26 protein-coding genes are annotated in these 24,718 nt (G+C 71.5%); 16 read left to right on the top strand and 10 right to left on the bottom strand.

Going from position 1 to position 24,718, the window contains the following annotated elements; genetic code table 11:
* The first annotated feature begins 87 nt into the window (after window positions 1–87).
* Together SCNRRL3882_RS18660 and SCNRRL3882_RS18655 are read left to right on the top strand one after the other, a co-directional pair.
* Window positions 88–1,428, top strand: coding sequence for a histidine kinase (locus SCNRRL3882_RS18660; protein WP_029180617.1), 1,341 nt, complete (start codon window positions 88–90; stop codon window positions 1,426–1,428).
* Window positions 1,425–2,090, top strand: a complete 666-nt coding sequence (locus SCNRRL3882_RS18655; RefSeq protein WP_010032053.1) for a response regulator — start codon at window positions 1,425–1,427, stop codon at window positions 2,088–2,090. Before SCNRRL3882_RS18660 ends, SCNRRL3882_RS18655 begins: the two co-directional genes overlap by 4 nt.
* Window positions 2,091–2,148: 58 nt before the next feature.
* Here the strand turns inward: SCNRRL3882_RS18655 and SCNRRL3882_RS18650 are convergent, their stop codons facing one another.
* Window positions 2,149–2,526: an SH3 domain-containing protein gene (locus SCNRRL3882_RS18650; protein WP_010032051.1), complete on the bottom strand. Its 378-nt coding sequence runs from the start codon at window positions 2,524–2,526 to the stop codon at window positions 2,149–2,151.
* Between the two features lie 136 nt (window positions 2,527–2,662).
* On the opposite strand from SCNRRL3882_RS18650, the gene SCNRRL3882_RS18645 reads away from it, so the two are divergent.
* Window positions 2,663–3,883 (top strand): cytochrome P450, encoded by a 1,221-nt coding sequence (locus SCNRRL3882_RS18645; protein ID WP_010032049.1) that lies wholly within the window; start codon window positions 2,663–2,665, stop codon window positions 3,881–3,883.
* 22 nt (window positions 3,884–3,905) lie between these two features.
* Here the strand turns inward: SCNRRL3882_RS18645 and SCNRRL3882_RS18640 are convergent, their stop codons facing one another.
* Complete coding sequence (locus SCNRRL3882_RS18640; protein ID WP_010032047.1) at window positions 3,906–5,504, bottom strand: ABC transporter permease; 1,599 nt, start codon at window positions 5,502–5,504, stop codon at window positions 3,906–3,908.
* Entirely contained in the window at window positions 5,501–6,403 is a 903-nt protein-coding gene (locus SCNRRL3882_RS18635; RefSeq protein WP_010032046.1) for an ABC transporter ATP-binding protein, read from the bottom strand. The genes SCNRRL3882_RS18640 and SCNRRL3882_RS18635 overlap by 4 nt, the downstream gene beginning before the upstream one ends.
* A gap of 73 nt (window positions 6,404–6,476) precedes the next feature.
* Between SCNRRL3882_RS18635 and SCNRRL3882_RS18630 the strand changes: the two genes are divergently transcribed.
* Window positions 6,477–6,974 (top strand): GbsR/MarR family transcriptional regulator, encoded by a 498-nt coding sequence (locus SCNRRL3882_RS18630; protein WP_029180616.1) that lies wholly within the window; start codon window positions 6,477–6,479, stop codon window positions 6,972–6,974.
* Between the two features lie 85 nt (window positions 6,975–7,059).
* Complete coding sequence (locus SCNRRL3882_RS18625) at window positions 7,060–7,674, top strand: Uma2 family endonuclease (protein WP_010032044.1); 615 nt, start codon at window positions 7,060–7,062, stop codon at window positions 7,672–7,674.
* Window position 7,675: 1 nt separating this feature from the next.
* Here the strand turns inward: SCNRRL3882_RS18625 and SCNRRL3882_RS18620 are convergent, their stop codons facing one another.
* The gene (locus SCNRRL3882_RS18620) at window positions 7,676–8,539 is read right to left on the bottom strand and encodes a hypothetical protein (protein WP_010032042.1); all 864 of its coding nucleotides are present in this window, start codon (window positions 8,537–8,539) and stop codon (window positions 7,676–7,678) included.
* Window positions 8,540–8,725: 186 nt separating this feature from the next.
* Between SCNRRL3882_RS18620 and SCNRRL3882_RS18615 the strand changes: the two genes are divergently transcribed.
* Both SCNRRL3882_RS18615 and SCNRRL3882_RS18610 read left to right on the top strand, forming a co-directional pair.
* Window positions 8,726–10,009 (top strand): adenylosuccinate synthase, encoded by a 1,284-nt coding sequence (locus tag SCNRRL3882_RS18615; RefSeq protein WP_010032040.1) that lies wholly within the window; start codon window positions 8,726–8,728, stop codon window positions 10,007–10,009.
* A gap of 171 nt (window positions 10,010–10,180) precedes the next feature.
* Window positions 10,181–10,471, top strand: a complete 291-nt coding sequence (locus SCNRRL3882_RS18610) for a DUF3303 domain-containing protein (protein ID WP_010032038.1) — start codon at window positions 10,181–10,183, stop codon at window positions 10,469–10,471.
* Between the two features lie 2 nt (window positions 10,472–10,473).
* Here SCNRRL3882_RS18610 and SCNRRL3882_RS18605 read toward each other — a convergent pair whose 3' ends face one another.
* The 3 genes from SCNRRL3882_RS18605 to SCNRRL3882_RS18595 all read right to left on the bottom strand — a co-directional run bounded on the left by SCNRRL3882_RS18605 (window position 10,474) and on the right by SCNRRL3882_RS18595 (window position 13,443).
* Window positions 10,474–11,124: a hypothetical protein gene (locus tag SCNRRL3882_RS18605; protein WP_010032037.1), complete on the bottom strand. Its 651-nt coding sequence runs from the start codon at window positions 11,122–11,124 to the stop codon at window positions 10,474–10,476.
* 122 nt (window positions 11,125–11,246) lie between these two features.
* Window positions 11,247–11,948 carry a GntR family transcriptional regulator gene (locus SCNRRL3882_RS18600; RefSeq protein WP_010032036.1) on the bottom strand — a complete coding sequence of 234 codons (702 nt, stop codon included), beginning with the start codon at window positions 11,946–11,948 and terminating at the stop codon, window positions 11,247–11,249.
* A 139-nt stretch (window positions 11,949–12,087) separates the two neighbouring features.
* Window positions 12,088–13,443: an aspartate aminotransferase family protein gene (locus tag SCNRRL3882_RS18595; protein ID WP_010032033.1), complete on the bottom strand. Its 1,356-nt coding sequence runs from the start codon at window positions 13,441–13,443 to the stop codon at window positions 12,088–12,090.
* Window positions 13,444–13,642: 199 nt separating this feature from the next.
* Between SCNRRL3882_RS18595 and SCNRRL3882_RS18590 the strand changes: the two genes are divergently transcribed.
* The 4 genes from SCNRRL3882_RS18590 to SCNRRL3882_RS18575 all read left to right on the top strand — a co-directional run bounded on the left by SCNRRL3882_RS18590 (window position 13,643) and on the right by SCNRRL3882_RS18575 (window position 18,477).
* Window positions 13,643–14,260 carry a type 1 glutamine amidotransferase family protein gene (locus SCNRRL3882_RS18590; RefSeq protein ID WP_010032031.1) on the top strand — a complete coding sequence of 206 codons (618 nt, stop codon included), beginning with the start codon at window positions 13,643–13,645 and terminating at the stop codon, window positions 14,258–14,260.
* The gene (locus SCNRRL3882_RS18585) at window positions 14,257–14,715 is read left to right on the top strand and encodes a MarR family winged helix-turn-helix transcriptional regulator (protein WP_010032030.1); all 459 of its coding nucleotides are present in this window, start codon (window positions 14,257–14,259) and stop codon (window positions 14,713–14,715) included. Before SCNRRL3882_RS18590 ends, SCNRRL3882_RS18585 begins: the two co-directional genes overlap by 4 nt.
* 80 nt (window positions 14,716–14,795) lie before the next feature.
* The gene (locus tag SCNRRL3882_RS18580) at window positions 14,796–16,805 is read left to right on the top strand and encodes a serine/threonine-protein kinase (RefSeq protein ID WP_010032028.1); all 2,010 of its coding nucleotides are present in this window, start codon (window positions 14,796–14,798) and stop codon (window positions 16,803–16,805) included.
* A 127-nt stretch (window positions 16,806–16,932) separates the two neighbouring features.
* Window positions 16,933–18,477 (top strand): substrate-binding domain-containing protein, encoded by a 1,545-nt coding sequence (locus tag SCNRRL3882_RS18575; RefSeq protein WP_010032024.1) that lies wholly within the window; start codon window positions 16,933–16,935, stop codon window positions 18,475–18,477.
* Window positions 18,478–18,492: 15 nt separating this feature from the next.
* Here the strand turns inward: SCNRRL3882_RS18575 and SCNRRL3882_RS18570 are convergent, their stop codons facing one another.
* Entirely contained in the window at window positions 18,493–19,248 is a 756-nt protein-coding gene (locus SCNRRL3882_RS18570) for an SLATT domain-containing protein (protein ID WP_010032021.1), read from the bottom strand.
* Between the two features lie 243 nt (window positions 19,249–19,491).
* Between SCNRRL3882_RS18570 and SCNRRL3882_RS18565 the strand changes: the two genes are divergently transcribed.
* From SCNRRL3882_RS18565 to SCNRRL3882_RS18545, 5 genes are all read left to right on the top strand, one after another.
* Window positions 19,492–19,833, top strand: a complete 342-nt coding sequence (locus SCNRRL3882_RS18565) for a YbaB/EbfC family nucleoid-associated protein (protein WP_010032020.1) — start codon at window positions 19,492–19,494, stop codon at window positions 19,831–19,833.
* A 100-nt stretch (window positions 19,834–19,933) separates the two neighbouring features.
* Entirely contained in the window at window positions 19,934–20,533 is a 600-nt protein-coding gene (gene recR, locus SCNRRL3882_RS18560) for a recombination mediator RecR (RefSeq protein ID WP_003991835.1), read from the top strand.
* Window positions 20,526–21,185, top strand: coding sequence for a DUF5063 domain-containing protein (locus tag SCNRRL3882_RS18555; protein ID WP_010032018.1), 660 nt, complete (start codon window positions 20,526–20,528; stop codon window positions 21,183–21,185). The genes recR and SCNRRL3882_RS18555 overlap by 8 nt, the downstream gene beginning before the upstream one ends.
* 61 nt (window positions 21,186–21,246) lie before the next feature.
* On the top strand, window positions 21,247–21,663 hold the full coding sequence (locus SCNRRL3882_RS18550) for a hypothetical protein (protein WP_231911140.1): 417 nt from the start codon (window positions 21,247–21,249) through the stop codon (window positions 21,661–21,663).
* Between the two features lie 190 nt (window positions 21,664–21,853).
* A complete protein-coding gene (locus SCNRRL3882_RS18545) occupies window positions 21,854–22,393 on the top strand; it encodes an SgcJ/EcaC family oxidoreductase (RefSeq protein ID WP_010032016.1) in 540 nt (179 codons plus the stop codon).
* A gap of 7 nt (window positions 22,394–22,400) precedes the next feature.
* On the opposite strand, the gene SCNRRL3882_RS18540 is transcribed toward SCNRRL3882_RS18545, so the two are convergent.
* The gene (locus SCNRRL3882_RS18540) at window positions 22,401–23,771 is read right to left on the bottom strand and encodes a sensor histidine kinase (protein WP_010032015.1); all 1,371 of its coding nucleotides are present in this window, start codon (window positions 23,769–23,771) and stop codon (window positions 22,401–22,403) included.
* On the bottom strand, window positions 23,768–24,487 hold the full coding sequence (locus SCNRRL3882_RS18535) for a response regulator transcription factor (protein ID WP_010032011.1): 720 nt from the start codon (window positions 24,485–24,487) through the stop codon (window positions 23,768–23,770). The genes SCNRRL3882_RS18540 and SCNRRL3882_RS18535 overlap by 4 nt, the downstream gene beginning before the upstream one ends.
* Window positions 24,488–24,718: the final 231 nt, after the last annotated feature.

Here is a 24,718-nt window from a genome sequence, read left to right as displayed (position 1 = left end):
CAGGCCCCGTAGTACCTGAGGGGGACTCCGGGGGACCCCTCTCCAAGGGGACGACCGCGACCCGGGGGCGCGCTTACCGTTCTGTACGTGACCGAGACGACTCACATGCAGACCACGCCGCCGGGGGACAGGGCGAAAGCGCGCAGCCCGGAGTACCGGGTGGCCGTGGATTCCCTGCGCGGGCTGCGGCAGGACCTCTTCCACAACGCGTTCGCCTACCGGCCGCTGCCGCGCAGACGCACGGACGGGCGGATCATCCGACGGCTGCCCGCCCGCCTGAGGGAGTACGCGACCTGGACACCGCACGCCCTGATAGCCATGGCGGCCCTGATCACCCTGCTCCTCTCCAGCGTCGACACCGACGGCGAGGTGCTGCTGATCGCTCCGCTGACCGTGCTCCCTGTCCTGCTGACCATGATCCGGCCGGTCGGAGCATTCTGGGCGTCCATGGCATCCACTCCCTTGGCCGCCGTGCTCGGCAGCAACTGGGGCGAGTGGCCCTGGGCGGCAGGCAGTTTCGCCTGCCACCTGACGGTGCTGACGGTCGTGGCCATGCGTACCAGGCCGCGTACGGCCGGGTGGATGTGGGCGCTGACGGCGCTGTACGCGCTCATCGCGGACACCGGCATCGGCCCGACCTACGTGTACGGCACCAACTCCGGTCCGATGCTGGTGTTCTCGGCCATGATCCTGCTCTGCGTCACCGTCTGGCACATCCGCCGCCACGCGGAGCAGGAGGTCACCGCGCAGCAGACGGTCACCGCGCACGAGCGCTCCCGCCGCACGCTGCTGGAGGAGCGCACGACGATCGCGCGCGAGCTGCACGACGTGGTCGCCCACCACATGTCGGTGGTCGCCATCCAGGCGGAGGCCGCACCCTACCGGGTGGAGAACCCGCCGCCGGAGCTTGAGAAGGCCTTCGCCACGATCCGGGAGAACGCGGTGGCGGCCCTGACCGAGCTGCGCCGTGTCCTGGGCGTCGTCCGCGCCGAGGACTACGAGGCCCCGGACGCCCCGCAGCCCACGCTCGCCGACCTGGAGGGGCTGCTGGCCAATGTGCGGGAGGCCGGTTCGGGGGTCGAGAAGGTGGTGACCGGCGCGGTGCGCGAGCTGCCGCAGGGCGTGGAACTGTCGGCGTACCGGATCGTGCAGGAGGCCCTCAGCAACACCCTGCGGCACGCGCCGGGTGCGAGCGCCCGCGTCGAGATCGGGTACGTGCTCGGCGGCCTGGGCCTGCGCATAGTCAACGGGCCGCCGCCGAACCCGAGCCTGATCAAGCCCTCGCCGGGCGCCGGACACGGCATCACGGGCATGCGGGAGCGCGTGACGATGCTGAGCGGTGAGATGACGGCGGGCCCGACGGACGACGGAGGTTACGAGGTGACGGTGTTCCTGCCGGTCGCCCTGCCGGACGAGGACGACGCATGACCATTCGCGTGCTGATCGCGGACGATCAGATGATGGTGCGCGAGGGCTTCTCGGTCCTGTTGAACGCGATGCCGGACATCGAGGTCGTCGGCGAGGCGGTGAACGGCCGGGAGGCCGTAGCGAAGGTCCGCGAACTCGCCCCGGACGTCGTGCTGATGGACATCCGCATGCCCGAGCTGAACGGCATCGAGGCGACCCGCGAGATCGTCGCCGCCGACGGCACGGCGAAGGTTCTGGTGCTCACCACCTTCGACCTCGACGAGTACGTCTACCAGGCGCTGCGCGCGGGGGCCTCCGGGTTCCTCCTCAAGGACGCCTCGGCCCGCCAGCTCGCCGACGGGGTGCGGATCGTGGCCTCCGGTGAGGCTCTCCTGGCCCCCTCGGTGACCAGGCGCCTGATCACCGAGTTCTCCAAGCTCTCCGAGACCCCGCGCCTGATGCCCTCCGCGCAGGCGGCGTACGGCGACCTCACCGACCGGGAGACGGAGGTGCTGGTCCTCATCGCGCAGGGCCTGTCGAACGGGGAGATCGCCGAGCGGCTGGTGGTCGCCGAGTCGACGATCAAGACGCACGTCAGCCGGATCCTGGTGAAGCTGGGGCTCAGGGACCGGACGCAGGCGGCGGTGTTCGCGTACGAGGCGCGGCTGGTGACGCCCGGCTAGCCGGGGGGGGGCGTCGCCCCGCAGGCCCGTGGGCCCGGGGGCGACGGACAAGGCCGGATCAGTCCAGCTGCATCGGCGTGCAGTCGCTCACGTACGACTTGGAAACCCAGCCGGTGGTGCCCTTGGCCAGCCCGCTCTTGGACTTCTGGCCCAGCTTCAGCTTGATCCAGGAGCCCTTGGTGCCGACCTTCTTGCCCCAGTCGTTCTTGTGGAGGAGGCCCTTGGACTTGTAGCCGGTGCCGGGGCCCGTGCGGAAGTTCACGCCACTGCCCTTGTAGACGTAGTAGTAGACGCGCGGCTTGCAGGGCATCTCGGCGGCGGTGGCGGCCGGGGCGGTGGTCGCGGCCGCGCCGGCGGTCAGCGACAGGGCCAGCACGGCCGAGGCGGCCAGACGGGCGGGGACGCGGGTGCGGAGCTTGGCTCGCTGCTGTGTCATGAAGTTTTTCCCTCGCGTAAGGCTTGTGCCGCTCAGGCGGCACGCCCAGCTTAACGATCTTGATTGCTCGGCCGGTCCGCCGGTCCAGCCCGAACCCCCCTGGTCAGGGACGGGGGTGGGGAGCTAGCGTCCGTCCATGGCAGCTGCTCTGGACCTCGCGTTCGACCCGTGGGACCCGGCGTTCCTCGCCGACCCCTACCCCGCCTACGCCGAGCTGCGTGCGCGGGGCCGGGTGCACTACTACGAGCCCACGAACCAGTGGCTCGTCCCGCACCACGCGGACGTCTCGGCGCTGCTGCGGGACCGGCGCCTGGGCCGGACGTACCAGCACCGGTTCACGCACGAGGAGTTCGGCCGCACCGCGCCCCAGCCGGAGCAGGAGCCGTTCCACACGCTGAACGACCACGGGATGCTCGACCTGGAGCCGCCGGACCACACCCGGATCCGGCGCCTGGTGTCGAAGGCGTTCACGCCGCGCACGGTGGAGCGGCTGAAGCCGTACGTGCGGGGCCTGGCGGACGAGCTCGCCTCGGCCCTGGCCGAAGCGGGCGGCGGGGACCTGCTGAAGGACGTCGCCGAGCCCCTCCCGGTGGCGGTGATCGCGGAGATGCTCGGCATCCCCGAGTCCGACCGGGCCCCGCTGCGGCCCTGGTCGGCGGACATCTGCGGGATGTACGAGCTGAACCCCTCGCAGGAGACGGCGGCGAAGGCGGTCAGGGCCTCGGTGGAGTTCTCCGACTACCTGCGCGACCTGATCGCGGCCCGCCGCAAGGAGCCCGGCGATGACCTCATCTCGGGCCTCATCGCGGCCCATGACGAGGGCGACCGCCTCACCGAGCAGGAGATGATCTCGACGGCGGTCCTCCTGCTCAACGCCGGCCACGAGGCCACGGTGAACGCCACGGTCAACGGCTGGTACGCCCTGTTCCGCAACCCGGCCCAGCTGGAGCTGCTGCGCGCGGACCACACGCTCATCCCCTCCGCCGTCGAGGAACTGATGCGCTACGACACCCCGCTCCAGCTCTTCGAGCGCTGGGTCCTGGACGAGATCGAACTCGCCGGCACGACGATCCCCCGCGGCGCGGAGGTCGCCCTGCTCTTCGGCTCCGCCAACCACGACCCGGAGGTCTTCACCGACCCGGGCCGACTCGACCTCGGCCGTGAGGACAACCCCCACATCTCCTTCAGCGCCGGCATCCACTACTGCATCGGCGCACCCCTGGCCCGCATCGAACTGGCGGCGTCGATGGGGGCGCTGCTGGAGAGGGCGCCGACGCTGCGCCTGGCCGCCGAGCCCGTCCGTAAGCCGAACTTCGTGATCAGGGGGCTGGAGGGGCTGGCCGTCGAGGTGGGGTGATCAGCCGTTCCTGATCACCCGCTCAGGTGGTCATGTCCCGCCTCCGCAACCCCGCCAGCCCTGCCGCCACCAGCACCACCGCCAGTCCGGTCAGCACCACGACCGGCCCCCATTCCATGGACCCTCCCGGCAGCTTGGGCAGGTGCCCGAACGGCGAGATGTCCAGCACCGCCTGCGGTACGTCCAGGGCGGGGCCGACCCAGCCGATCAGCAGGACCGCTCCGGCCACGGCCCATGCCGCCGCAGCTCCCCGGGGCAGTACGCCGTGCAGCAGCACCGCCACCCCGCCGATCACCCAGACCGCCGGCAGCTGCACCAGGCACGCGCCCAGGATCGGGCCGGCCTCCTTGCCGTAGCCGGCGGCCAGGCCGAGGCCGGCCAGCAGCATGATCAGGGCGGCCCCGCCGAAGGCGATCACCAGATGCCCGGCGGCCCAGCGCAGGCGGCCCACCGCGTTCGCCAGCACCGGTTCCGCCCGGCCGGAGGTCTCCTCGCCGTGCAGACGGAGCACCGACGCGACGATGTACAGCGCCGCGACCAGGCCGAGCATGCCGGTCATCGAGGCGAGGAACGTGTCCGTCAGCCCGGACCGGCCGCCCATCCGCTCGAAGATCCGCCGGGCGTTCTCGTTGTCGCCGACCAGGTCGGCCGCGCCCTCGGTCATGCCGCCGTAGACGACCCCGGCGAGGAGGAAACCGATGCTCCAGCCCAGCACGCCGCCCCGCTGCAACCGCCAGGCCAGCGCTTCCGCGCTGCCCAGGCGGCCGGACGCGGGGCCCGGCCGGGTGGGCAGGAAGCTCATGCCGATGTCCCGGCGGCCGGCCAGCCCGTACGCGACCGCGCCCTGGAGCAGGACCGCCCCGGCGAGCAGCGCCAGCACCCACCAGCGCTCGCCTGCGTACGGCCGCAGGTTCTCCAGCCAGCCCAGCGGCGACACCCACGTCAGCACCGACGAACCGTCGTCCGTCGCCGCGTCGCCCGCCGCGCGCAGCACGAACACGGCGCCCAGCACCGCCGCCGTCAGACCGCGGGCCAGCCGGGCGCTCTCCGTGAGCTGGGCGACGATCGCCGCCATCGTGGCGAAGACCATCCCCACCCCGGCGATGCCGAGGCCCAGGGCCAGTGCCCCGGCAGCACCGTGTCCGGCCAGCCCGGCGGTCAGCAGCAGCGCCAGGACCGCGTTCGCGACCGCCGCCGCCAGCAGGGCCGCCGTGAGGGAGGCCCGGCGGCCCACCGTCCCGGACGCGACCAGCTCCTGACGGCCGCTCTCCTCCTCGTCGCGGGTGTGCCGCACGACGACCAGCAGGCTCATCACGGCGGCCAGGGCGCCCGCGTAGACGCCGACCCGCCAGGCCGTCAGCGCGCCCAGTGAGTCGTCGAAGACCGGGCCGACCATCGCGCGCAGCGAGGAGTTGGTCCCCATCTGCCGGATCAGGTCGGCACGTTCGGCCGGGGTGCCGTACAGGCCCTCCAGCGTGCCCGGCATCGAGAGGACCATCAGCGCGTTCACCGCGATCCACACCGGGATCACCAGCCGGTCCCGGCGCAGCGCGAACCGCAACAAGGTCCTGGTACCCGCCAGTTGACGTGAGCTGCCGGGCCTCACCGCGAAGGCCGTCATCGGACCGCCGCCTCCGCCTCGTCCTGGTAGTGCCGCAGGAACAGTTCCTCCAGCGTCGGCGGCGTCGACGTCAGCGACCGTACGCCCGACTCGCTCAGGGACCGCAGGACGGCGTCCAGCCCGTCGGTGTCGACCTGGAGCCGGACCCGGCTTCCCCGTACGTCGAGGTCGTGGACGCCCGGCAGGTTCGCCAGCCCGTCGGGCGGGCCCGCGAGTTCGGCGACGACACTGGTGCGGGTCAGGTGGCGCAGGTCGGCGAGCGAACCCGACTCGACGGTGCGGCCGTTGCGGATGATGCTCACCCGGTCGCACAGCTCCTCGACCTCGCTCAGGATGTGGGAGGAGAGCAGGACGGTCCGGCCCCGGTCGCGCTCCTCCTCGACGCAGCGCTGGAAGACCTCCTCCATCAGCGGGTCCAGGCCCGAGGTCGGCTCGTCCAGGATCAGCAGGTCGACGTCCGAGGCGAACGCGGCGACCAGGGCGACCTTCTGCCGGTTGCCCTTGGAGTAGGTGCGGCCCTTCTTGGTGGGGTCGAGTTCGAACCGCTCGATCAGCTCCGCGCGGCGCCGGGAGTCCAGCCCTCCGCGCAGCCTGCCGTACAGGTCGATGACCTCGCCGCCGGAGAGGTTGCGCCACAGCGTCACGTCCCCGGGGACGTAGGCGATCCGGCGGTGCGCCTCCACCGCGTCCGTCCAGGGGTCGTGGCCCAGCACCTGCGCGGCGCCCGAGTCGGCACGCAGCAGCCCGAGCAGGATCCGGATGGTGGTGGACTTCCCGGCGCCGTTGGGGCCGAGGAAGCCGTGGACCTCGCCGGAGGCGACCTCCAGATCGAGCCCGTCGAGTGCGTGCGTCCGCCCGAAGGACTTGTGCAGCCCGGAGACGGTGATGGCCTTCGTCATGCTTCAGAACGTACGCTTCCTTCAGAAATTTGTGAAGTTAATGAAGCGTATGAATCATGGATACGATGGGCGCATGACGCAATCAGCCGGGAACGCGCGGGACGCGGAGGCCGTGTCGAGGTTCGTGGAGTCCTTCGCGGCGCAGCTCGTCGAGGCGGGACTGCCGCGGATGCCCGCCCGGGTCTTCGCCGCGCTGCTCTCCTCGGACGAGGGTGCGATGACCTCCGCGGACCTGGGCGAGCAGCTGCGGATCAGTCCCGCGGCGGTGTCCGGGGCCGTGCGGTATCTGGCGCAGCAGCACATGGTCTCGCGCGAACGGGAGCCGGGTTCGCGCCGGGAGCGCTACCGGGTGCACGGCAACCAGTGGTACGAGGCCCTGACCAACCGGGAGGCGGTCATCCAGCGCTGGGAAGGCGCCCTGCGTGACGGCGTCACCAGCCTCGGCGCCGACACCCCGGCCGGCCGCCGGATGGCCGAGACGCTGGCGTTCTTCGAGTTCGTGGAGGCCGAGATCGTGGCGATGATGGAACGGTGGCGGGTGCACCGGGAGAAGACGTTCGGGGCCGAGTGAGTACCTCCCGGAAACCGATCACGGATGCGTGAGCAGTTGACTACGCTGAGTGGCGTCTGGTCCGGGTCGAAGGGGAGGGCGCATCATGACACTCATGGCAGAGCGACCGGTGATGAGCGGCACCAGGCCCCGCAGTGACTTCGAGGAGCTTCTGGACCTCCTCGACGAGCTGAACGTGCCCGACGGCTACAAGGCCGAGATCGTCAGGGGGAGCATCGTCGTGTCGCCGTGGTCCAAGGGGTACTACCTCGACGTCATGGAACTGGTCTGTGACCAGCTGCGGCCCCATCTGCCCGAAGGGCACCGAATCAGCTGCGCGCCGTTTCTGTATGCGTTTCCCGGGTCCGAATCCGCGTACGGACCCGACATCCACGCAGCTCACCGTCGGGCGTACCGGACCACGAGCAACCGGCTTGACCACGAAGCCCTGTCCTTCGTCGCCGAGCTCACCTCCCCCTCCACCCGGACCGACGACCTGACCGACAAGGCCGATGTCTACGGCAAGGCGGGCGTCCCCGTCTATCTGATTCTCGACATGCAGGAGCAGCAGGCCGTCGTCCACGGGTCGCCCTCGGCCAAGGGGTACCAGCTGCGCCTCACCAAGCCCTTCGGCGAGAAGCTCGCCATCCCGGACCCGTTCGGCTGCACACTCGACACCGCCGGTTTCACGGCCCCCGAGCAGGAGGAAGCCGAGGGCTGACTCACGGCGCCGCCGGCACCGTCAGCCCCCACGCCCCTTCCCGCACCACCCACGTCCGTGTCCGTACGGGCCCCGACACGACCGTGTCCGCGCGGTACCGGAAATGCGCCCCCGAGACGGTCACCGACCGGCCCTCCGCGAGCAGGGGCGAGGCCTCGGCGCCCACCGACACCGGGCGGACCTCCACCGCCGCCAGACCGGAGGCCGAGGGCGACACCGACACCGCCTCGACCGGCTGGTGCAGGTCGACGAGGGTCTCGCCGTCGACCTCGACCCGCAGCCGGGACGGCCCGGGCTCGGGCGCGGAGGCGAGCCGGGACGGCCGGGCGGCCGGGACCAGGGTGCGTACCAGGGACTGGCAGGTCCGCAGCCAGGGGCGGCCCGGCACGGTCTCGGGGTCCGGCGCCTCAGGGCCGGCCGTCACCGGAGGTATCCGCAGCGCGCCGAGCACCACCCCGTCGCTGTCGTCGACCAGCAGGTCCATCCGCCGCTCGACCCCGTCGAGCACCGCCCGCGCCGCCGCCACCGTCCCCGTCGGCACCCCCAGCGACCGGGCGAGGGACAGCGCGCCCCCGACCGGCACCACCGACAGCGCACACCCGGCCAGCTCCCGATGCCGGTGCAGCAGGGACACCGCGCGGATCAGGGCCCGGTCGTCGCCGACCAGGACCGGGCGCCGCGAGCCCCGCCGGGCCAGCGCCCGGGCGAACTCCTCCGGCCCGTCCGGCAGGCACAGTTTCACGGCCGCACCCGCTCCGAGCACGTCTTTCGCGATCCGGACGGACTCGCCGTCCGACCGACGGGCGACCGGGTCGATGACCACCAGCAGCTGCTCGGACGTCGCGGAAGTCGCCACCTCGGCCATGCCTCGCTTCCTCGGGTAGCATCTTTGTGCAAGAGCCCCTTGCGCTATTGCGCCAGGGGCTTCGTCTATTCCGGGGCATCCGGTCCGACGGTTGGCGGCCAACGGCGGTCGCGGTGCACGCGGTTTCCGAACCTCCGCGTTCGCCCTCGACCATGGACATGCCCCGCCCGGAAGGGGTGTACGCGCGTGCCCGCACTTGTGCTGCTCGGTGCTCAGTGGGGTGACGAAGGCAAGGGAAAGGCCACCGACCTGCTCGGTGGCTCGGTGGACTATGTAGTGCGCTACCAGGGCGGCAACAACGCCGGCCACACCGTGGTCGTGGGCGACCAGAAGTACGCCCTCCACCTGCTCCCTTCCGGAATCCTGTCTCCCGGCTGCACGCCGGTCATCGGTAACGGTGTCGTCGTCGACCCGTCGGTCCTGCTCTCCGAGCTGAGCGGTCTGAACGAGCGTGGTGTCGACACCTCCAAGCTCCTCCTCAGCGGAAACGCGCACATCATCACGCCGTACAACGTCACGGTGGACAAGGTGACGGAGCGTTTCCTCGGCAAGCGGAAGATCGGCACGACCGGGCGCGGCATCGGCCCGACCTACGCCGACAAGATCAACCGCGTCGGTATCCGCGTGCAGGACCTGTACGACGAGTCGATCCTCACGCAGAAGGTCGAGGCGGCCCTCGACGTCAAGAACCAGATCCTCACCAAGCTCTACAACCGGCGCGCGATCGCCGTCGACCAGGTCGTCGAGGAGCTGCTCGGCTACGCGGACAAGCTCGCGCCGTACGTCGCCGACACCGTCCTGGTCCTCAACCAGGCGCTGGAGGAGGACAAGGTCGTGCTGTTCGAGGGCGGTCAGGGCACGCTCCTCGACATCGACCACGGCACGTACCCCTTCGTCACCTCGTCCAACCCGACCGCGGGCGGCGCCTGCACGGGCGCGGGCGTGGGCCCGACGAAGATCAGCCGCGTCATCGGCATCCTCAAGGCCTACACCACCCGTGTCGGCGCGGGCCCGTTCCCGACGGAGCTGTTCGACGAGGACGGCGAGGCGCTGCGCCGGATCGGCGGCGAGCGCGGTGTCACCACCGGCCGTGACCGCCGCTGCGGCTGGTTCGACGCGGTGATCGCCCGCTACGCGACCCGGGTGAACGGCCTGACCGACTTCTTCCTCACCAAGCTCGACGTCCTCACCGGCTGGGAGCAGATCCCGGTGTGCGTGGCGTACGAGATCGACGGCAGGCGCGTCGAGGAGCTCCCCTACTCCCAGACCGACTTCCACCACGCGAAGCCGGTCTACGAGATGCTGCCGGGCTGGAGCGAGGACATCAGCAAGGCCAAGTCCTTCGCCGACCTGCCGAAGAACGCCCAGAGCTACGTCAAGGCGCTGGAGGAGATGTCCGGCGCCCCGATCTCCGCGATCGGCGTGGGCCCGGGCCGGGACGAGACGATCGAGATCAACTCGTTCCTGTAGCCGGACCGAGCGGCGAACACCCCGCGTCCCGGTGACCCTCGTGGTCGCCGGGACGTTCCGCTGTCTGCTCCCGTTGGAGCAATCAAAGGGCCTATCGGACAAATCGGGCCATACGCTGAGCTTGCGAATCGCAGCAGTCACCACCACGACGAGACAGAGGAAGTGAGTGCCATGCGCGTGATGGTCAAGGCGACGCTGGACACGGAAAAGGGCAACGAGGCGATCCTGGGCGGCAAGATGCCGCAGATCATCCAGGGGGCCATGGAGAAGCTCAGGCCGGAGGCGGCCTACTTCGGCCCCGCGGGCGGTCGCAGGACCTGTTTCATGGTCTTCGACATGCAGGACAGCTCCCAGCTCCCGCCCATGCTCGAACCGTTCTTCAACGATCTCAACGCCGAGATCGAGGTCTTCCCGGTCATGAACGGCGACGACCTGCAGAAGGGCCTCTCCCAGATGCGCTGACCTCAGCTGAAGACGATCATCGACCCCTGGGCCAGACTCCGCGTCACGGCCGCGTGCAGACCGAGCCAGACGTGGCGTTCCCTGGCGAAGGGGCTGGGATCGTACGGGGCCGGGACGGCGGGTTCCTCCAACTCCGTGGGCACGAGCGGCGGCTGGGGCGCGGCCGGCGGGTTGGACGGGTCGATGCCGATGGCCGGGGCGACCAGCTCCAGCTCCCGCAGCAGGGCGTGGGAGGAGCCCAGCGGACCGCCGCCCGCGAGGAGATCGTCGTCGGCGAGCGGGCTGGGGAAGTCGACGGGGACGTAGGCGCCCGCGTGGTCGTAGTGCCAGACGAGGTGCGACTGCTGGGCGGTCGACTCGAACATCTCCAGCAACTGCTCGTAGTCGCCGCCGAGTTCGTCCACGGGCGTCACCGGCAGGCCGCACACCTGGAGCAGGTAGGCGCGGCGCAGGAAGTGGAGCGCGTCGTAGTCGAAGCCCGCGACCGGGGCGACGTCGCCCGACAGTCCCGGCATGTACTGGTACACCGGCACCGGCGGCAGCCCGGCCTCGGCGAGCACCTTGTTGTATTGCGCGAGTTCCTCGGCGAACGGGTTGTCCGGCGTGTGGCACAAGACGTCGACGAGCGGTACCAGCCACAGGTCACAGGCCAAAGAAGGCTCCTCGCTCAGCTCGGTGGTCGGGTGGCGCGGTGGTCAGGGAAGGGTATCGGTGCGGCGCGGAAGCGGCTCCCGCCGTGCATGTCCCATACCCATACGGACAGATGCGACGCAGGTCATCCTGAGGCGAGGCGCTCGATCAGGGCGATGGAGTGGGCGTTGTAGCCGGCGATGATCGACCGGGCGGTGTCGGTGTCGCGGGAACCCAGGGCGTCGACCAGCTCGGTGTGGCCGGCCCACAGCTCGCCCCGCAGGTCGGTGAGCCGGCGCAGATGCTGCACCGCGCAGACCCAGGTCTGCACGCGCAGCCGGTGCAGAAAGTCGGCGAGGTAGGGGTTGCCGAAGAGGGCGGCGAGCTCGCGCCAGAAGCGCAGGTCGTAGCCGATGAGCACGGTGAGGTCACCGGCCGCGGCGGCGCGCTGCGCCTCCTCGCCGCGGCGCCGGACCCCGGCGAGCACGGCGGCGACCCGGGGATCGCCCGGCTGCACGGAGGGGTGCTGCCCGGCGGTGAGGGCGTGGAACATCCCCTCGATGACCAGGTCGCGGGCCTCGATCATGCCGCGGAAGTCCTCGGCCGAGTACTCGTGGACGCGGAAGCCGCGGTGCTGGTCGGCGTCGAGGAGCCCCTGCGCGGAGAGGTCGACCAGCGCCTCCCGGACCGGCGTGGCGGACACCCCGTACTGCTCGGCGATCTCCTTGACCGTGAACTCCTTCCCCGGCTGGAGCCGCCCCGCCAGCACCTCGTCACGAAGCGCGTCGGCGATCTGCTGCCGCAGGGTGCTGCGTGTCACGGCGCCGTTGCCGGAGCTGCGGGGCATGGTCAGGGCGTCTCCCTCGTCGCGTTCGGGTGGCGTGCACGTATATGTCTACGGGCACGCCACCTTACGCGTTCGAACGAGGGGGAAGGTGGTCGGCTACTGACGGGTTGTGGTCGGCTGCCGGCGGGATGACGGCTGTCTACTCGGTGTACTCGTCAGCCACCGAGAGCGCCGCGTCCAGGGCCGCGAGACCCTCCTTCAGCTCGGCCTCGGTGATGGTGCAGGGCGGAACCACGTGCGTCCGGTTCATGTTCACGAACGGCCACAGTCCGCTGCCCTTCGCGGCGGCGGCGAAGGCGGCCATCGGCGCGTTCGCCTCCCCGGCCGCGTTGTAGGGCACGAGCGGCTCCCGCGTCTGACGGTTCCGGACCAGCTCCAGCGCCCAGAACATGCCGACACCGCGCACCTCGCCCACGCTGGGGTGCCGCGCGGCCAGCTCCCGCAGCTCCGGACCGACGACGGAGGCGCCCAGCCGGGCCGCGTTCTCGACGACGCCCTCCTCCGCCATGACGTCGATCGTCGCGACGGCGGCGGCACACGCCAGCGGATGCCCGGAGTAGGTCAGACCACCGGGGTACGGCCGCTTCCCGAAGGTCTCCGCGATCGCGCCGGAGATCGCGACACCGCCCAGCGGCACGTACCCGCTGTTCACGCCCTTGGCGAAGGTCAGCAGGTCGGGCGTGACGTCGAACAGGTCCGCAGCGAACCACTCACCGGTCCGCCCGAACCCGGCCATGACCTCGTCCAGGACGAAGACGATCCCGTACTTGTCGCACAGCTCCCGCACCCCGGCGAGGTAGCCGGGCGGCGGGACCATGATCCCGGCCGTCCCCGGGATCGTCTCCAGGATGATCGCCGCTATGGTCGAGGGCCCCTCGAAGGCGATCGTCGTCTCCAGGTGCTCCAGCGCCCGCGCGCACTCCTGCTCCTCGGTCTCGGCGTAGAAGCGGGAGCGGTAGAGGTAGGGCGCCCAGAAGTGCACCACCCCGGCCGTGCCGCTGTCGGAGGCCCAGCGGCGCGGGTCGCCGGTGATGTTCACGGCCTGCTGCGTACCGCCGTGGTACGAGCGGTAGGCCGAGAGCACCTTCGGGCGGCCCGTGTGCAGCCGGGCCATCCGGATCGCGTGCTCGACGGCGTCGGCGCCGCCGTTGGTGAAGAAGATCTTGTCCAGGTCGCCCGGCGTCCGCTCGGCGATCAGCCGGGCCGCCTCCGACCGGGCCTCGATCGCGAACGCGGGGGCGAACGTCGTCATCCTCGCCGCCTGCTCCTGGATCGCGGCGACGACCTTGGGGTGCTGGTAGCCGACGTTCGTGTAGACGAGTCCGCTGGAGAAGTCGAGGTAGCGCCGGCCGTCGTAGTCCCAGAAGTACGCCCCTTCCGCCCCGGCGACGGCGAGCGGGTCGATGAGGTCCTGAGCGGACCAGGAGTGGAACACATGGTCACGGTCGGCGGCCTTGACGGCGGCACCGGCTTCGGGGTTCGGCTGAGGGGTCATGCGGGCGAGCGTAGGTGCGGGGGAGAGGGCGGTGATATCGGCGGCCTGTCTGCCGTCGGCGGCATTCCGCGACAGGTTGTCCAGACGGGGCGCAAGCGTTGACAGAGTTCTGTCGGACGTTGCTTGACAGCGTGCTGTCTAAATGTCAGGATGCTGTCATAACCCTTCGGGGGTCGAGCTTCGGGTTTCAGGAGGAGCCATGAACGCCATCGCAGACCGCAAGCCCGTCCATCTCGCCGTCTACGACACCCTCGCCGACTGGGAGACGGGCCACGCCACGGCCCATCTCGCCCGCGCCGGATTCCGGATCCGGACCGTCGGCCCGTCCACGGCCCCGGTCACCAGCATCGGCGGACTGCGCATCCAGCCCGACACGGCCCTGGACGACGTACGGCCCGAGGACAGCTCCCTGCTGATCCTCCCGGGCGCCGACCTCTGGGACACGTCCGACGACCTGGCACCCTTCGCCCGCAAGGCCCGGGCGTTCCTCGACGCGGGCGTGCCGGTCGCCGCGATCTGCGGGGCCACCGCCGGGCTCGCCCGCGAGGGCCTGCTCGACCACCGCGACCACACCAGCGCGGTCTCCTTCTACCTGGCCGCGACCGGCTACGCGGGCGGCGAGCGCTACGTCGAGACCGACGCCGTCACCGACGGAAACCTCGTCACCGCGGGCCCGACCGAGCCTGTCGCGTTCGCCCGGGAGATCTTCCGGCTGCTCGGGGTGTACGAGGGCGAGGTGCTCGACGCCTGGTACCGGCTGTTCCACGACTCCGACGCGGCGGCGTACGCCGTGCTGGAGAAGGCCGGGGCGGCATGAGCCGGGAGCGTCAGGACCTGCTCAGCCGCAGCGCCCTCGGGGTGTTCCGGCTCAACGGCCAGTTCCTCGCCGTGGCGGAGGAACTGGCCCGGCCCGCCGGGCTGACCGCCGCCTGGTGGCAGGTGCTCGGTGCGGTCCTGGGGGAGCCGCTGCCCGTCTCCGGCATCGCCCGCGCCATGGGCATCACGCGGCAGAGCGTGCAGCGCATCGCCGATCTGCTGGTGGACCGCGGGCTCGCCGAGTACCGGCCGAACCCCGCGCACCGCCGCGCCAAGCTCCTCGCACCGACCGGGCAGGGGCGTGCGGCGATCGCCCGCATCAATCCCGGGCACGCGGCCTTCGCCGACCGGCTGGCGGAGGCGTTCGGGGAGGCGGAGCTGGCGGAGGCGGTGCAGGTGCTGGAACGGCTGTCGAAGGTGCTCGACGAGGTGGGACCGCCTGTTACGGAACCGTAGACATCGTTCGGGCCTGCCTCGCCCGGGCCTCGCACTATTCTCGATCTGTTGCTCACGTGTGGGGGGAAGGCGGCTGAGCGATGGAGAAGCTGGGGCCCGGGGACCCTCCGGGCATCGGTGCCTACCGGCTGCTGGCGCGGCTCGGTGCGGGGGGCATGGGGCACGTGTATCTGGCCCGCTCGGAGCGGGGCCGTACGGTCGCCGTGAAGCTCGTGCGCGAGGAACTGGCCGCGCAGGAGGAGTTCCGCGAGCGCTTCCGGCAGGAGGTGCGGGCCGCGCGGCGGGTCGGCGGGTACTGGACCGCGCCGGTGCTGGACGCGGACACCGAGGCCGCCGTGCCGTGGGTCGCCACCGGGTACGTCGCCGGGCCGAGCCTCCAGCAGGTCGTCGGGTACGACCACGGGGCCCTGCCCGAGCGGACGGTCCGCATCCTCGCGGCCGGGCTCGCCCACGCGCTCAAGGACATCCACGCGGCCGGCATCGTCCACCGCGACCTCAAGCCGTCCAACGTCCTGGTCACCATCGACGGCCCGCGCGTCATCGACTTCGGTATCGCCCGGGCTCTGCAGACCGTGACGGACGGTGGGCTCACCCGCACCGGCGCGCTCGTCGGATCGCCCGGTTTCATGGCGCCCGAGCAGGTGCGCGGCGACCGCATCACCCCGGCGTGCGACGTCTTCTGCCTCGGCTCCGTCCTCGCCTACGCCGCCACCGGCGCCCTGCCCTTCGGCACCGCCAACAGCGGCGTGCACGCCCTGATGTTCCGCATCGCCCAGGAGGAACCGGACCTGGAGGGCGTCCCCGAGGGCATCGCCGACCTGGTCCGCGACTGCCTGCGCAAGGACCCGGCCACCCGCCCGTCCCTCGACCGCGTCCTGGAACGCACCGGCGCGGACGACACCGTCTCCGACGGCCGCGCCCTCGACCCCTGGCTCCCGAGCGGCCTGGTCGCCCAACTCGGGCGGCACGCGGTGCGGTTGCTGGACGCGGAGCATCCGGAGGGGGCCGGCTCCGCTGAGGGAGCGGGCGCTGCCGAGCCGCCTGCCGAGCAGCGGGGTTCCGGCCCCGACGAGAACCCCGGCCCCGGCCCCACCCCCGAACACGCCCCCGCCGCCGACGAGTCGTCGCGCCCCGCGCTGCCCCCGGCCCCCGCGACGGCGCCCGCCGCGGCCCCCGGGCCGCCCCCGCCCGGCCTGCCGGGCGAGGGTCCGCCGGTGAACCATCTGCCCACCATGGTCGCCGGTCAGAGCGCGCCCCCGCCGCCCCAACTCCCGGGCACGGGCGCCCCGTCCCACCCGCAGCCGCAGCCGCAGATGCAGACGCCCCCGCCCCCGTACCCGGCGTACGGCTACCCCCAGCAGCACCCCCAGCCCGGCGCCCCCGGCACCCCGGGCGCCGCCCCGCCGTACCACCCGGCCTACGGCGGCCTCGGCTCCACCCCGCCCTACGGCCCGCCGCCGTACGGCACGACTCCGCCCTACGGCCCCACCCCGCCCTACGGTCCGCCGCAGGAGCCGGGGCGCGGAAACGGCCGTTCCACCGCGCTGCTCGTCGTGATCGCCCTGGTCGTCGCGCTGGCCGCGGGAGGCTCGGTGTACGCGCTGATGCAGGGCGGCGCCGGCGGCCAGGCCGGGGGCGACCCCACCCCGACGCAGAGCACCGGCGCGCCCCCGACCACGCCGGGCCCGTCCCCGACGACCTCGGAACCGGACACCTCCGCCTCTCCGGCGGACGGTTCGATTCCGACGGCGTACCTGGGCACCTGGACCACGACCATCGACAACGCCGACGGCGGGCACAGCCGTTCGCTCACCATCCGGCAGGGCGAACCGGGCGACACGGTCCTGTCCCTCGTGGCCGACGGCCCGACCAAGGGCGGCGGCACCTACCACTGCGTGTTCGAGGGGCGGCTGACCACGGCACCCGGCGCCGACGGCGCGCTGGAGATCGGCCCGTCCACCGTGAAGGTCGGGCAGCCGCGCACCGCGTGCACCCCGGGCGCGGCCACCGAGGTCACCCTCCTGTCGGACGGCACGCTCCAGCGCGTCAACACGAGCAGCGGGGAGCGGCTGACGTACACGAGGCAGTGACCGACTCCCGGTGGCGGGGGAGCCGTTGAACGTCCGGCGAATTCAAGCCGACGAATCCCGGATACCCGCTCGTACAGCCGTACGGTGACCGGACGAGCGCATTCGTCCGGCAGCGGGGGCACCGACGATGGAGTGGCTGAGCGCGGAGAACCTGGTGGCCGTGGCGACGGCCGTCCTCGGCATCATCGCCTCGGGCGTCATGGTCTGGTACGAGCGCCGGGTGCCGCGCCGCAAACGCATCGGCTACCGCGTGCAGATGGACAACCCCATCGGCGACGACGTGCGCTCGGGCCGCGCCAACCGCCGCCTCGGCCTGTTCGACGAGGCGCCCGGCATGGCCGACGCGACCCTGGTCCTGCTGCGCATCGAGAACGACGGCTCGCAGGGCATCGACCGCGACGACTACACCGGTCCCGAACTCCACGGCCTGACCGCGGTGTTCGCGGGCCGCACCGTCCGCGGCGTCTCGGTCACCCAGCCGTCGGACACCGACCACCTCATGGACCACTTCACCGCGGCGGGCGGCTTCGCCTACGACGGCAACGCCCTGCGCATCCCGCGCGTCCCGCTCAACCGCGGCGACCACTTCAAGCTGCTCGTGCTGCTGGCCGGCGGCGACGTCGGCGACGAGATCCGGCTGGTCGGCGGTCTGCGCGACGGCGAGGTGCACCCCAACCGCAGCGCCACGCCGGACGACAAACCGCCGCTGTTCAGCCGGGCGGCGCGGCTGATCACCATCGCGCTCACGGCGAGCGTCGTCACCCTGGCGGCGATCGTCGTCGCCCAGGACGACACCCCGCCCCCGATCGGCTGCGCGGGCGGCAGGCTCACCCTCACCGGTTCGACCGCGTTCGCGCCCGTGCTGCGCGAGGTGGCCGGGAAGTACGAGCGGGACTGCGGCGGTGACCCGGTCATCGACGTGGACACGCACGGCTCGACGGCCGGGATACGGGAGCTGGCGGCGGCCGGCGCGCAGGGGTCGCGGGACGGGCAGGGCTCCCCGCCGGTGGTCGCCCTGTCGGACGGCCCCAAGCCGGCCGGCCTGCCCGAACTGCGCGAGAACCGGGTGGCGGTGTCGGTCTTCGCGCTCGTGGTCAACGACGACGTACGCCTGACGAACCTGTCCACGAACGACGTGCGGCGCCTCTACCGGGGCGAGATCCGCAACTGGCGGCAGCTCGGCGGCCCCGACCTGCCCGTGCACCTGGTCAGCCGGGACGCCAACTCCGGGACGAGACAGGTGTTCCAGCGCCGGGTGCTGGGGCGGGGCGAGATCGCCAACTCCTCCGTCGACTGCGTCCACAAGGACGACCCGACGGCGGCCGTCATCCGCTGCGAACTCGACTCGACGGACCAGGTGCTGGCCACGGTCGCCGACCTGCCGGGCGCCATCGGCTACAGCGAACTGAACCTGGCCGCCCGCGCCAAGGGCCTGCACTCCCTGCGCCTGGACGGCGACCCCGCCTCCGCCGACGCCATCGAACACGGCACGAGCGACTACCCCTACCGCGAGATCCAGTACGCCTACACCTACGGCCGCCCCCCGGCCGACTCCCTGGCGTCGAGCTTCCTCACCTACCTGGCCCGCGGCAACGGCCAGGACGTCATCCGCACGCACGGCCACCTGCCGTGCTGGACCCCCGAGGGCCTGACCCTGTGCGCGCAGGACTGAACGTCGATCTCCCGGTCACCTGGGCTCCGGAGGCCGCTGCCGAGGCATGTTCGGCCTCGCGCCCCCCGCCGGCGGCACGGAGAACCGCCCGTTGAAACCGCCCGCCTCGGCCCCGCGCCCACTCCCGGAGAACACCACCGCCTGCAAACCCACCGGCGCACCACCGCTCCGGAACTCCCCCACCCACTCCGCGGTCTCTCCGCGCACCAGCTCACTCACATCCTCGGAGAACCTCCGCAGCACCCCGAGGCACCGCTCCGCCGCCTCAGCCGCCGTCCCCTCCGCCGGGCCGAGAACCTCCCGCACGCACTCCGCCGCCCAGTCGAACTGAAGCGCCTGCAACCGCCGCTGCACGGCCTGCGCGGTGGCCACATCCCGCATCCACCCCGACGTCACCCCGAAGTACCGGTCGACGGCGACACACGCCACCCCCAGCAGCAGCGCCAGACACCCCCAGGGCGCGATCCCGCCCGCGAGCCCGGTCAGATCCAGCAGGGGCAGCGCGACCCCGGTGACGGCCCCCAGCGCGGCCCCACAGCGCAGCACCCGCGCGCACCGCCGCTTCCACACCCGGTCCAGGAGATACCAGGCCGCCGTCTGCAGCGCCCCGCGCTCCACCCACCGGTACAGCTCGTCCAGCCGGACCGCCGGCTCGCCCCAGTCCCCGAGCGGAAAGGCCCGCCCGGTCAGGTCGCCCGGCCGCAGCCGGGCCGCCCCCTCTCCCCGTCCGTCCTGAGGCGGCCCCTCGGGCTGCATCTCCGGCTGACCCACCCGGCACTCCCTACTGACCACGCTGCGTGACAAGCGACACACACGACGCGCATGCGCCGGACCCTTCCTACCCCCCAACGGGTGGCGAAGATGTAGCTTTCACCGCTTTTCCGCCCGGAAGTATTCCTTGATCGGTTATAGGGCGCGAGGCAAACTCACTCGAAAGAGTGCTGGGGCGACGGCAGGTCCGACCACGTAGGCTCGTGCCGAACGGGAAAACCCGTACCGAGCAAGGAGCTGATCGTGATCCCCGGTGGTGGCCAGCCCAACATGCAGCAGCTGCTCCAGCAGGCCCAGAAGATGCAACAGGACCTGGCACAGGCGCAGGAGGAACTGGCGCAGACGGAGGTCGACGGCCAGGCCGGCGGCGGACTCGTGACCGCGACCGTCACCGGCGCCGGCGAGCTGCGCAACCTGAAGATCGACCCGAAGGCGGTCGATCCGGAAGACACCGAGACCCTCGCCGACCTGGTCGTGGCGGCCGTGCAGGCGGCCAACGAGAACGCGCAGGCGCTCCAGCAGCAGAAGCTGGGCCCGCTGGCGCAGGGTCTGGGCGGCGGCGGCTTCCCGGGTCTGCCGTTCTGAGACGCGTACCGCCTTCCTCGGACAGGCGGCTGACAACTACGGTACGTACGGGAAGGCCGTACGGCGTGAACGACCTCGATGAGCCAGGAAAGGCAGTCCGTTGTACGAAGGCGTGGTCCAGGACCTGATCGACGAGCTGGGGCGGCTGCCCGGCGTCGGTCCGAAGAGCGCGCAGCGGATCGCCTTCCACATCCTGCAGGCCGAGCCCACGGACGTACGGCGGCTCGCCCAGGCCCTCATGGAGGTCAAGGCGAAGGTCCGCTTCTGCGCGACCTGCGGCAACGTCGCGCAGGAGGAGCTGTGCAACATCTGCCGCGACACGCGCCGCGACCCGGCGGTCATCTGCGTGGTCGAGGAGCCGAAGGACGTCGTGGCGATCGAGCGCACGCGTGAGTTCCGGGGCCGGTACCACGTCCTGGGCGGCGCGATCAGCCCGATCGACGGGGTGGGGCCGGACGACCTGCGGATCAGGGAACTCCTGGCCCGCCTGGCCGACGGCACGGTCACGGAGCTCATCCTCGCCACGGACCCGAATCTCGAAGGCGAGGCGACCGCCACGTACCTCGCCCGCATGATCAAGCCCATGGGCCTGAAGGTCACCCGCCTGGCCAGCGGCCTCCCGGTGGGTGGCGACCTGGAATACGCGGACGAGGTGACCCTCGGTCGCGCCTTCGAGGGGAGACGACTCCTAGATGTCTGACGCCACGCTGCACGCGACCGACCAGAACCCGGACGACTTCGCCGTCCAGATCGCGGACCAGGTCGAGAGCTTCCTGGTCGCCGTCACGGAGATCGCGAAGGGCGACGAGCCGGAGTCGGCCGTCCCCTTCCTGCTCCTGGAGGTCTCCCAACTCCTCCTGGCCGGCGGCCGTCTCGGCGCGCACGAGGACATCGTGCCCGACGAGCGCTACGAGCCCGACTCGGGCCCCGAGCCGGACGTCGACGAACTGCGCGAGAACCTGGCCCGCCTCCTCGACCCGATCGACGTCTACTCGGAGGTCTTCGACCCCTACGAGCCCCGCAAGGCTCCGGTCCCGGCCCGTATCTCCGACGACCTCACCGACGTCATCACCGACCTGCGCCACGGCATGGCCCACTACCGGGCGGGCCGCACCACGGAGGCCCTGTGGTGGTGGCAGTTCTCCTACTTCTCCAACTGGGGCTCCACCGCCTCCGCGACCCTCCGGGCCCTCCAGTCGGTCCTCGCCCACGTCCGCCTCAACCAGCCCCTGGCCGAACTCGACGGCCTCGACACGGACCAGGACATGGGCGACGACACCCTGGAGATCGAGGCGGGCAGGGTGATGGCGGAGGAGATCGCGGGCCCGCTGGGCCTCGGCCCGGCCAAGTAACCGCCCTCCGCCGCAACGGCTTTCCTCACCACAGCCGGTCCCCGAGCGCGATGATGGCCGTATGACCGGTCAGTCGAAGGTGTTGATGTGGACGGGCATCGGGCTCTGTGCCGCCGGTGCCGCGGGGCTTGTCGTCGGAGCTGTCCTGGACGTCGAGGCGGCGGATCCCTGGGCCAGTGTGGCCGGCGGCGTCGCCGCGCTGATCGGGCTGGCGCTCGCGGTGTACGCCGGATTCCAGGGCCAGGACGGTACGTCCGGTGGTACGACGGTGAACGCGAGCGGTACGAGGTCCGTCGCCGCGGGCGGGAACATCGGAACGGTCTCGACCGGTGACGGCCCGGGAGCCCCCGCGTCCGCCCCGCCGGCGAACCCCTCTCCCGCCCCCGCCCCTCCGCAGCCCCGGAACGTCACCGCCTCCGGCGAGCGTTCCATCGCCGCGGGCGGTGACATCGGCTCCGCCTCGACGGGAGACACCTGAGCACGTCGGCGGTGGCCTTTCGCCCTGCCGGACGTAACGGATGCCTCACCCCGAGTGAGTTGGCCACATCCTGGACGTCCCCTGTACGACACCTGCACGGCCCCTAACCGGTGAAAAGCGAACCTGGAGTCACTTCCACCGCAGAAGAAGCGGAGTAAGTCAACTCCCCTCGATCTCACCGGAGATGATGATGACCCGTCGCCCCGCAGCCACGTCCATACGCAAGCGCGTCGCCGTCACCACCGCGGTGGCCGTCCTCGCCGCCGGCACCTTCGTGGCCGGCGCCGGAGTCGCCGGAGCCGACTCGCGCGGCAGTTCCGCGAAGAAGTCCGCCAAGACGGCCACCAAGGCGCAGGTGCTCGGGCTGTTCGACCAGTGGAACGCGGCGCTGCAGACCGGCGACCCGCAGAAGGTCGCCGACCTGTACGCGAAGGACGCCGTCCTGCTGCCGACCGTCTCGAACAACGTCCGTACGGACAGAGCCGAGATCGTCGACTACTTCGAGCACTTCCTCCAGAACAAGCCGGTCGGCACGAAGGTCGAGTCGGTCGTCAACGTTCTCGACCACAACACCGCCATCGACGCCGGTGTGTACGAGTTCGCGCTCACCGACCACGAGACGGGCGCGAAGAGCACCGTCAAGGCCCGCTACACGTACGCCTACGAGAAGCAGCCGAACGGCACGTGGCTGATCGTGAACCACCACTCCTCGAAGATGCCGGAGGGGTGAGTCGGGGTCAGCCGGCACCCCGGTGGGCCGCCCGGAGGGTGATCGTCACGCACAGACCGCCCCCGGGCGCGTCCGTCAGGGCCACGGTCCCGCCGTCGTCCGTCGCCAGTTGCTTGACGACGGCGAGACCGAGACCGGAACCGCCCTTCCCGGTCAGCCCCTGGCCGCGCCAGAAGCGGTCGAAGGCGCGGGACTTCTCGGCGTCCGTCATCCCGGGTCCCTCGTCCAGGACCGATACCCCCACCACATCGCCCCGGGGGTCCACCCGCACGGTGATCGTCCCGCCGTCCGGTGAGACCTCCAGGGCGTTGGAGAACACGTTGTCCAGCATCTGGTCCAGATGACCGGAGCTGGACAGCACAGCCGGCCGGCCGTCGACACTCCCCCTGAGCGCGACGGTGACTCCGCGCTCGTCGGCGGCCGGCCTCCACACGGCGAGCCGCTCCCGCACGATGTCCAGCAGCGGGAGCGGCTCGGCGACCGTCACCTTCGCCTCGGCCCGGGCCAGCACCAGCAGGCCGTTGACCAGGCGGTTCATCCGGACCACCTCGGCGGTGGCCTGCTCCACGTCCTCCCGTACGAACTCGTCGTCCACACCGTCCGCGATGTTGTCCAGGGACAACCGCAGGGCCGTGAGCGGGGTGCGCAGCTGGTGCGAGGCGTCCGCCACGAAGATGCGCTGGGCCGCGATCAGCGTGTCCAGGCGTTCCGCGCCCTGGTTGAGCGTGCGCGCCAGCGTCTGGGTCTCCGGCGGACCCGTCACGGGAGAGCGGGCGGTCAGGTCGCCGTCGCTGAACTTGCTCGCCATGTCGTTGAGCTGGCGCAGCGGGCGGGTGAGGCGGCGCGCCACCCCCGCGCCGAGCAGGGCGGCCACCACGAGGACCAGCACCGCGAGGATCGCCCGGAAGCCCCAGATCGTCCACAGGCGGTCGGTCATCTCGTCCGTCGAGTAGACGATGCGCACGGCACCGACGACCCGGTCCTCGGCGGCCGTCTTGGCGGGGACCGTGATCACCAGCTCGGGACCCCAGATGAAGGAGGAGCCCCAGTCGGTCGTCACGTGGTTCCGGTCGAGGGCCGCGGTCAGGGCCGCGTCCTCCCTCGGGCGGAGCAGGCCCGTCGCGCAGCCCGGTGCCCCGGTCACCTGGACGTCGCCGGGCGTCTCGGCGGCGTACGCGGTGGCCATCTTCTGGAGCGCCTCGCACGAGGTGGAGTCGCCGTTGGCCAGCAGCAGCGCCATGGTCTTGGCCTCGCGCAGCACGGACCCCTCGGTGTCGCCCCGCAACTGGGCGGTGAGCGAGAAGGCCACCGGCACCGTGAACAGGGCGATGGCGATCGCGACGAGGAAGATGTAACTGCGGACGAGCTGGCGGATCATGAGGCGCCGCTGTCCGTGCTCGCGTCGCCGCCGCCGTCCTTGACGATCTCCAGCCGGAAGCCGACCCCGCGCACCGCCTCGATCGTGATCGCGCCCGCGAGCTTCCGCCGCAGCGCCGCCACGTGCACGTCCAGCGTCTTCGTCGGACCGAACCAGTTCGCGTCCCAGACCGCTTCCATGATCTGCTCGCGCGACATCAGCGCCCCGGGCTCCTCGGTGAGGAAGGCCAGGAGGTCGTACTCCTTGGGTGCGAGGGCCACCTCCTGGCCGTCGAGCCGTACCCGGGCCGCCTTGCGGTCGACGGTCAGGCGGGGGCCGTAGCGGTCGGGGCCGTTCTCGGGCGCGTCGGCGGCGGGGGTGCGCGGCTGCGCGCGGCGCATGACCGCCCGGATGCGGGCGATGACCTCGCGGACGCCGAACGGCTTGGAGACGTAGTCGTCCGCGCCGATCTCCAGGCCCACCACCCGGTCCGTCTCGTCGCTGCGCGCGCTGATCACGATGATCGGGACGTCGCCGCGTTCGCGCAGTACCTTGCAGACGTCCAGGCCGTCGGTGTCGGGCAGGCCGAGGTCCAGCAGGACGACGTCGTAGGGGCCCGTGTGGTCCAGGGCCGCCTGGCCCGTGGTGACCCACTCGACCTCGAAGCCGTAGCGCTTCAGGCCGCGTCTGAGGGACTCGGCGACCGGTTCATCGTCTTCCACCAGAAGTACGCGCACAGGCGAACCATAATGCTTGAAAGTTGAGTCACCATGCCGAGCCCACGTGCGATTGTGACGCCGGGCACTTTCTCGCGTGGCCTGTGCCCAGATGGGCATGAGCAGCTCTGGACGAGTGGCCCGGAAATCTCAGCATGCGATATCGCGGAAGGGTTTTTCGGACGCTCGTTAGACTGAGCCGACCGCAGTACGAATGCGTATGAGCGGATAGAGACGGATTGAGCGAGGAGC

It is taken from the genome of Streptomyces chartreusis NRRL 3882, from assembly GCF_900236475.1.
GTDB classification, from domain to species: domain Bacteria; phylum Actinomycetota; class Actinomycetes; order Streptomycetales; family Streptomycetaceae; genus Streptomyces; species Streptomyces chartreusis_D.
The sequence above is the reverse complement of the archived record's forward strand: the minus strand, read 5'-3'. Positions and strand labels throughout refer to the sequence as shown.

Coding starts and splice junctions, on each gene's coding strand:
- SCNRRL3882_RS18650 (WP_010032051.1), bottom strand. CDS start 2,526: ATGACACAGCAGCGAGCCAAGCTCCGCACCCGCGTCCCCGCCCGTCTG.
- SCNRRL3882_RS18580 (WP_010032028.1), top strand. CDS start 14,796: ATGGAGAAGCTGGGGCCCGGGGACCCTCCGGGCATCGGTGCCTACCGG.
- SCNRRL3882_RS18595 (WP_010032033.1), bottom strand. CDS start 13,443: ATGACCCCTCAGCCGAACCCCGAAGCCGGTGCCGCCGTCAAGGCCGCC.
- SCNRRL3882_RS18635 (WP_010032046.1), bottom strand. CDS start 6,403: ATGACGAAGGCCATCACCGTCTCCGGGCTGCACAAGTCCTTCGGGCGG.
- SCNRRL3882_RS18645 (WP_010032049.1), top strand. CDS start 2,663: ATGGCAGCTGCTCTGGACCTCGCGTTCGACCCGTGGGACCCGGCGTTC.
- SCNRRL3882_RS18625 (WP_010032044.1), top strand. CDS start 7,060: ATGACACTCATGGCAGAGCGACCGGTGATGAGCGGCACCAGGCCCCGC.
- SCNRRL3882_RS18600 (WP_010032036.1), bottom strand. CDS start 11,948: ATGCCCCGCAGCTCCGGCAACGGCGCCGTGACACGCAGCACCCTGCGG.
- SCNRRL3882_RS18590 (WP_010032031.1), top strand. CDS start 13,643: ATGAACGCCATCGCAGACCGCAAGCCCGTCCATCTCGCCGTCTACGAC.
- SCNRRL3882_RS18555 (WP_010032018.1), top strand. CDS start 20,526: ATGTCTGACGCCACGCTGCACGCGACCGACCAGAACCCGGACGACTTC.
- SCNRRL3882_RS18545 (WP_010032016.1), top strand. CDS start 21,854: ATGACCCGTCGCCCCGCAGCCACGTCCATACGCAAGCGCGTCGCCGTC.
- SCNRRL3882_RS18630 (WP_029180616.1), top strand. CDS start 6,477: ATGACGCAATCAGCCGGGAACGCGCGGGACGCGGAGGCCGTGTCGAGG.
- SCNRRL3882_RS18640 (WP_010032047.1), bottom strand. CDS start 5,504: ATGACGGCCTTCGCGGTGAGGCCCGGCAGCTCACGTCAACTGGCGGGT.
- SCNRRL3882_RS18620 (WP_010032042.1), bottom strand. CDS start 8,539: ATGGCCGAGGTGGCGACTTCCGCGACGTCCGAGCAGCTGCTGGTGGTC.
- SCNRRL3882_RS18585 (WP_010032030.1), top strand. CDS start 14,257: ATGAGCCGGGAGCGTCAGGACCTGCTCAGCCGCAGCGCCCTCGGGGTG.
- SCNRRL3882_RS18575 (WP_010032024.1), top strand. CDS start 16,933: ATGGAGTGGCTGAGCGCGGAGAACCTGGTGGCCGTGGCGACGGCCGTC.
- SCNRRL3882_RS18540 (WP_010032015.1), bottom strand. CDS start 23,771: ATGATCCGCCAGCTCGTCCGCAGTTACATCTTCCTCGTCGCGATCGCC.
- SCNRRL3882_RS18655 (WP_010032053.1), top strand. CDS start 1,425: ATGACCATTCGCGTGCTGATCGCGGACGATCAGATGATGGTGCGCGAG.
- SCNRRL3882_RS18550 (WP_231911140.1), top strand. CDS start 21,247: ATGACCGGTCAGTCGAAGGTGTTGATGTGGACGGGCATCGGGCTCTGT.
- SCNRRL3882_RS18610 (WP_010032038.1), top strand. CDS start 10,181: ATGCGCGTGATGGTCAAGGCGACGCTGGACACGGAAAAGGGCAACGAG.